We start from the raw sequence: 5,614 nt of genomic DNA on the forward strand, positions 1-5,614 counted from the left end.
TGCTGCCCGGGTTCGTCGGTGCTTTCCCAGACCGACGCGATGGCCAGGCCGGCGGTGAACATGTCGGTCGCGGTGACAACGATGTTGTGCTGGTCGATGGCGAGTCGGATGCGGTGGATAGGTGGGATCTCGCTGTCGGTGCAGGCGTGCACGCGCACAGCGTTGAGGGCGTGACGGAAGTCGGTGGTGCCGACGGTGACGGTGGTCATGATTCGGTCCGATCGGGGTCGATGATGGGGTGGACGCGGCCATCCGGCATCTCCGCGATGTCGCGGGTTGGGGTCTGCCTGTCGGTGATGTGTTCGGGCCAGGCCTCGGCGGTTCCGCAGTCGCGGCAGGCGATCGCGATTCCGGTGTCGGTGTCGACTTCGTCGAGTTGTGCGCCGCACAGGCACCTGAGCGTGGTGATCCTGTGCATCAACTGGCCGTCTTCTCGAGCAGCGGGAGGTCGGGGAATTCGTGCAGGGTCAGCGGGACGCCTTCGGCGATCTCCTTGCGCCACTGGTACATCCACTCGTCCATCGAGCTGCCGTCCTCCCAGGCGCCGACGAGGTTGCGGGCGGCGCGGTCGGCCGCGGTCGGGTCGATGCGCTGTAAGACCGACAGCAGGTAGATCAGGCCGTATCCGGCGGAGTGGCTGGCGATGAGCGAGCCCAGCAGGTGGGTGTCGACGATGCGGGCCAATTCGGGGTGGTCAGTGCGCAGGGAATTCGTCACTGTCGTGACGAAGTCGTAGCGCTGGGTGAACTTGAGCGCGAAATCGAGTCGTTCGGTCAGCAGTGACAGCGCGGGCTGGGATTTGTCGCCCGCCCATTCCGGCCACGGCCAGCTGGTGTCGTCTTCCGCTATCAGCCGGTCGCTGACCGCCTTGGCTTGCTTGGCTTGCTCTTCGGTGAGCTCGGAGGCGTGGGTGAGCGTGGCCCAGTTGATGGGAAGGGCCTCCAGCTCGGCGGCGTAGCGGCGCAGGTCCAGCCATCCGGAGCGGGTGATCAGCAGCCCCGTGGGGATATGGGTAAGCGATCGGCCGTGGTCGGCGAAGGTGAGGGTGCCGTCCTGGCGGGCGGTGAGCGTGGGCGAGATCGCGAAATGCGCGCTCACCTGCTCGGCGGTGATCGTGATCGGAGAGCCGTCGCTCCACGTGATCTCGAGACTGATCAGGGCCATTTTTTCCTCCTGGGTTGGATTTCTTCCGACGGGGGTTGGGGAATTTATGCGCCGGTGATGGGCTCGGCGAGCGCGCAGTTCATGACGCCTCTCGCAGCCGGACGAATCTGCCTGCCACACCGCAGGTCGCCAACCGGGCGGCATCGAGGGCGCCGTAGGCGACCAGGCAAGACGGCGCGCCAGCGTTTCCGGCTGCTCGGGAGCCGTCTGGCCGGTAGAAGTGCAGGCGTCCGTGCAGGAACAACACGGCGGTCGCGCGTTCCCACACGGCGTCGATGAACCAGCGGGTCTCGGTGCGCGCGAACACAATCGCAGTTCCGTGGCTGTGCTCGGCGAGTTTGGACAGCCAGCGGTCGACGGCGGCGTAAGGCGGGTTCAGCCAGACCCGCCCCGTCCAGTCGGCGGCGAGACCGTCGTCTGGTGGGGCGATGTGGTGGCGTGCGGTGTCCCATGGCCGGTCGGTGGCTGCGCACGGGTCGAGGTCGAAAGGGCCGAGCGCGGTGAGGATCCCCGGCGGGGTGAGCCACACATTCGACCCGGCGCGGGTCGAATGGTGGCTGCCGATGCTGGTCAGGGTCATGATGCCGAACGCCACTGCGCGAGGATGCGCTCGACGTTGGCGTCGACGCGGGCGCCGAGGATGATCTGGTCGGCCTCGGTGATGACCGTCCGCGGCCGGTCGCGGTGTCCGCATGGGTTGGTCCAGGTCTGGACGCGGCCTCGCCAGCGTGGGATGCCGCGGGGTTCGCCACAGCGTGGGCAGCCGGTGGAGATGTCGACGGTGCGCAGCGGACCCCATGCGCCGAGCAGCCACCTGGGGCCGCCGACGCGGTCGCGGAGGGTGACCGATCGCAGGGATCCGGGTTCGAGGGTTTCGGTCTGGGCGTGGCGGGCCATGGTGGCGGGCTCTTGGCGTGCGGCCGTGGCTTCGCGGCGCACCCAGCGCCGGTACCGGTACATCGCGATCATCGGTTGTTGTCCTTCCTGGACTGCTCGGCGTCGCCGTTCATGCGGCGCAGCTCGAGCAGGGCGGTGTGCATCTGGGTGTGCAGGGTGTGTGCGTGGTGGATTTCGTCGGTCCCCCAACTCGGTGTCGGGGTCATCTCGCCGCAGCTGCACGACCCGCTGAACAGCTGGCGGCCGGTGGCGTCGGTCTCGCGCGGCGCCAGTTGCAGCTGGTGTTGCTGGGTGGGCGCGGCCGCGCTTGCCATTCGCGAATGACGTTGGCGGTGCAGTGATTTCATGGATTCCTCCTTGGTGCGGATTCCCTGGACGAGATGGGAGCGGGGGAGTCAGCGGCGCAGTTCGTTGCGGTTGAGCTTCGGTCCGCGCGAGGAGTTGTAGGCGCCGATCATCACCAGGGCGACGAGTGCGCCGTTCTGGCCTTTCTCGGTCTCTTTCAGCGCCATCGCGCGGGCCTTGACCTGGCGGGGCGCGAGGTCGACGAGGACCTCGGCGAAGCGGTCGTGGTCGAGTTGCTGCTCGTAGCTGCGCAGGATGAGGGCGACGCCGGCGACCAGCGGGGCGTCGACGGCGTCGAGGCGAGGTCCCCAGACCTCGACGATCAGCCGCAATGTGTTGCCCAGCAGCAACTTCCCGCCGGTGCGGTGGATCCGCTCGAGGGTGCTGGTGCAGCGGATGGCGCCGTCCTTGGCGGCCTCGGCGACGCTCAGCCCGACCTCGGCGACGATGTCCTCGATCGCGGCGACGGTCGGGTCCGCGGCCGCGCGGCGTGAGCGCCACCGGTCCCACGTGGTCAGACGGCGGGTTTTCGCGTCGATTTCGTGGAACAGCCGGGCTTCGTCTGCCACGGTCAGACCGGTGTGGACGTTGGCGACCAGTGCCATGTCGGGGTTGATCAGGCGGGCGGCTTCGGCGCGGTGTTGGCCGTTGATCACCGCGTAGCGGGCCAGGGATCCCCGGCCGCGGTCGGCGACGTCGAGGACGCCGACCAGGCGGCGGTCCCATGTTTTGGCCATCGCGCGGGCCCGGGGCTTGTCGAGCTCGCGCTGATAGCTGGTGTCGACGAACATCTCGGCCACCGTGATCGCGTCGATGTAGACCTCGGGCACCGATGGGTCGGCAGGCGGGGTGTCGAGGGAGTTGGCTCGGTCCAGGACAGCGGTGGCGGTGGTGTCAGAGCTGGTCATGATCGGTCTCGGTCTCTTCGTCGTTTGGAAGGTTTGTGGTCAGTGCGTCGGCGATCCAGTCGCTGTTGTGGGCGATGGCCTCGCGGATGGCGTCGTTGACGGCCTCGGCGGTCGCCGGTTTGCCGATGTGCACGCGCATCCCATCGGGGTGGGAGTCGGTGAGGACGTAGCGGTCACCGTGGTCGACGAGCGCGATGCTGAGCTCGCCGAGCTTCGGGGTCGATCCGCGGCCGCCGATGCCGAGTTCGGCACGGCCACGGGCGAGCAGCTGCTCGATGCGGGGTGAGTAGGCGCTGGTCACGGCGCGACCTCCGTGCTGGTGTCGAATGCCGCGACGGCGGTGGCGAGCTGGGAGGCGATGCGGCGCTGGAAATCAAGCAGGTCGAACGCGAGATCCTCCTCGTCACCGGCGTTTTCGATGTCGTCGAGCGCGGAGGCGAGGTTGGCGGCGGCGCTGTGGGCGCGGTGCGCGGCCTCCGAGGCCCGGCTGATCGAGCCCGCCTCGACCGCGACGGCCAGGTGCAGCACGGCGGTGAACAGCGCGCCCGCGTCGGCGGCCGCGAGCTCGGGCAGCGTGGCGGACTCGTCGCGGGCCTCGATCAGGTCCTGCGGCTCCGCGGCGTCGTCGATGTCGATGCTGGTGTTCATGCCACGGCGTCCGCGTCGAGGGTGATGGCGTGCACGTCGTCGAGGGTGATGGCGAGGATGCGGCGGGCGATCGTCTTGTGCACGTTCTGCCAGCCGTCCTCTTTTTTGGCGAGCTTGCAGATCGTGGAGACTCCGACACTGGCGCTGGCGGCGATGCTGCGCGCGCTGCGTCCGGCGTCCAGCAGGGCGTTGATGTGGCGGTGAAGATCCTCGACCGGCGCGAAGCCCCTGCAGTCCTCGCAGGTGTTGAACTTGGCGCGGGTCGAGAACGTCGCGCCGCACTCGGTGCAGCGGACCCTCGACGCTGCCGAGCGACCAAATCCCAGCCATTCCCGCAGCTGCGCACGCTCATCAGGATCGGAGGTGCGGTATCCGCCAGCCACGGCGTACTGCTCGCCGGTGCGGACCGCGATCATGCCGCACACGTCGCGGACCGGGCAGTAGTCCCAGCAGATCTTTTTGGCTTCGGTCGCGGGGTCGTCCGAGGAGATCGGGAACCACAGGTCGGGGTCGGGATGTCCGGCGCAGGCCGCCTGATTACGCCAGTCGGTGCTGGGGGCCGAGTCGTCGAGAGCGGTGACAGTCTTGGTCATTGTCGTGGGCCTTTCGAGTCGTGAGATGTGCTGGTTGCCGCGCAGGTCAGCGGAGAACGCGGCCGGTGCCGACGAGGACGCGCAGCTGCTCGGGCAGGCGCTCACGCACGGCGGCGATCAGGGTCTCTGTGGTGATGGGCAGCTCGCCGGTGTCGAGCACCTCGAGGTAGAGGGCGTTACCGGCGGCCTCGAGGCGGGTCGCCTTCCCGATCAGGGTTTCGGGGTCGTCGAGCTCGGCCAGCAGCGTCAGCAGCTGGTGGACGCTGGCGGCGATCTTCTCGGCGAGTGCGACCTCGGTAGAGGGGGTGGTGGTTCGCATTGAGACGTCCTGTCTGTGATGATCTGAAGGGGACGTCCCAGCCAGGTTCACGCTGGCTGGGGCGTCCCTGTTTGTTCAGAGGATGTGCGGGGCGGTAACCGTCAGGACGGTGGCTGCCAACGCCTTCAACTGCGGCCGACCGGCCGGGCCGGGGCGGCGGCAAGCGCGACGGGCGCCGTAGCGTTCGATCGCTGCGGATGTGGCCAGACGCTCCATGTCGGGGGCGTTGACGTGCATCGACTCCCGATCCAGCGCGTCGTCCAGCCGCCGCCCCAGCTCGGCGAGCTGCCGGTCCCGATCCGCCAGCGCGGCCCGCAGACGCGTGACCTCGTCGGCGCGGTGACGGCGGAACGGGTGCAGGATCGTCATGGCGCTCACCGCACCGTTTCCGCTGGGTACCACGGGCCGGTGCTGATCTGGTTGCCGCGGATGACGACCTCGCGGACCATCAGCTGCGGGGTGTAGTCCTCGGCGCGCACCCCGTAGTCGCCGATGGCCTGGGCGGTCACGTCGAACATCTCGTCGCCGGCGCGGGCCCGGTCGTAAAAGACGGTCGGGGTGGTGTGGTTCGGCGAGGCGAGGCGGGTGGAGAACTTGCGCCACCAGCGGCCGTTGGGCAGCTTGATCGCGTACTGGTAGGTGACCGACGACATGGCGGTCAGAGTGTCGATCAGGGCCTGTTCGGCAGCGTTCGGCGGCGCGAGCAGGTTGCGGGCGAGATCGAAGGTGAGGGTCATGAT

At 68.6% G+C, this 5,614-nt stretch carries 13 protein-coding genes; all 13 read right to left on the bottom strand.

Annotation, left to right across the window (positions count from 1 at the left end; translation table 11 throughout):
• Window positions 1–209: hypothetical protein (locus tag NP3_RS36415; RefSeq protein WP_157124795.1), on the bottom strand; the 209-nt coding region annotated here is incomplete at its 3' end.
• Window positions 206–418, bottom strand: a complete 213-nt coding sequence (locus tag NP3_RS36420) for a hypothetical protein (RefSeq protein ID WP_063046264.1) — start codon at window positions 416–418, stop codon at window positions 206–208. The genes NP3_RS36420 and NP3_RS36415, both read right to left, overlap by 4 nt.
• Entirely contained in the window at window positions 418–1,164 is a 747-nt protein-coding gene (locus NP3_RS36425) for a hypothetical protein (protein ID WP_063046265.1), read from the bottom strand. The genes NP3_RS36420 and NP3_RS36425 overlap by 1 nt, the downstream gene beginning before the upstream one ends.
• Before the next feature lie 79 nt (window positions 1,165–1,243).
• A complete protein-coding gene (locus NP3_RS36430) occupies window positions 1,244–1,759 on the bottom strand; it encodes a DNA N-6-adenine-methyltransferase (RefSeq protein ID WP_245721256.1) in 516 nt (171 codons plus the stop codon).
• Entirely contained in the window at window positions 1,741–2,133 is a 393-nt protein-coding gene (locus tag NP3_RS36435) for a hypothetical protein (RefSeq protein WP_063046266.1), read from the bottom strand. Before NP3_RS36435 ends, NP3_RS36430 begins: the two co-directional genes overlap by 19 nt.
• On the bottom strand, window positions 2,130–2,408 hold the full coding sequence (locus NP3_RS36440) for a hypothetical protein (protein WP_157124796.1): 279 nt from the start codon (window positions 2,406–2,408) through the stop codon (window positions 2,130–2,132). The genes NP3_RS36435 and NP3_RS36440 overlap by 4 nt, the downstream gene beginning before the upstream one ends.
• A gap of 48 nt (window positions 2,409–2,456) precedes the next feature.
• Entirely contained in the window at window positions 2,457–3,236 is a 780-nt protein-coding gene (locus tag NP3_RS36445) for a DUF6551 family protein (RefSeq protein WP_157124797.1), read from the bottom strand.
• Window positions 3,237–3,300: 64 nt separating this feature from the next.
• Complete coding sequence (locus NP3_RS36450) at window positions 3,301–3,615, bottom strand: hypothetical protein (RefSeq protein WP_063046269.1); 315 nt, start codon at window positions 3,613–3,615, stop codon at window positions 3,301–3,303.
• The gene (locus NP3_RS36455) at window positions 3,612–3,962 is read right to left on the bottom strand and encodes a hypothetical protein (RefSeq protein ID WP_063046270.1); all 351 of its coding nucleotides are present in this window, start codon (window positions 3,960–3,962) and stop codon (window positions 3,612–3,614) included. Before NP3_RS36455 ends, NP3_RS36450 begins: the two co-directional genes overlap by 4 nt.
• A complete protein-coding gene (locus NP3_RS36460; protein ID WP_063046271.1) occupies window positions 3,959–4,555 on the bottom strand; it encodes a WhiB family transcriptional regulator in 597 nt (198 codons plus the stop codon). The genes NP3_RS36455 and NP3_RS36460 overlap by 4 nt, the downstream gene beginning before the upstream one ends.
• Window positions 4,556–4,601: 46 nt before the next feature.
• Entirely contained in the window at window positions 4,602–4,874 is a 273-nt protein-coding gene (locus tag NP3_RS36465; protein WP_063046272.1) for a hypothetical protein, read from the bottom strand.
• 75 nt (window positions 4,875–4,949) lie between these two features.
• Window positions 4,950–5,243 carry a hypothetical protein gene (locus NP3_RS36470; protein ID WP_157124798.1) on the bottom strand — a complete coding sequence of 98 codons (294 nt, stop codon included), beginning with the start codon at window positions 5,241–5,243 and terminating at the stop codon, window positions 4,950–4,952.
• A gap of 5 nt (window positions 5,244–5,248) precedes the next feature.
• On the bottom strand, window positions 5,249–5,614 hold a 366-nt coding region (locus NP3_RS49435; protein ID WP_169814640.1), incomplete at its 5' end, for a hypothetical protein.

Origin of the sequence: Nocardia pseudovaccinii NBRC 100343, assembly GCF_001613225.1 — a bacterium.
GTDB lineage: Bacteria > Actinomycetota > Actinomycetes > Mycobacteriales > Mycobacteriaceae > Nocardia > Nocardia pseudovaccinii.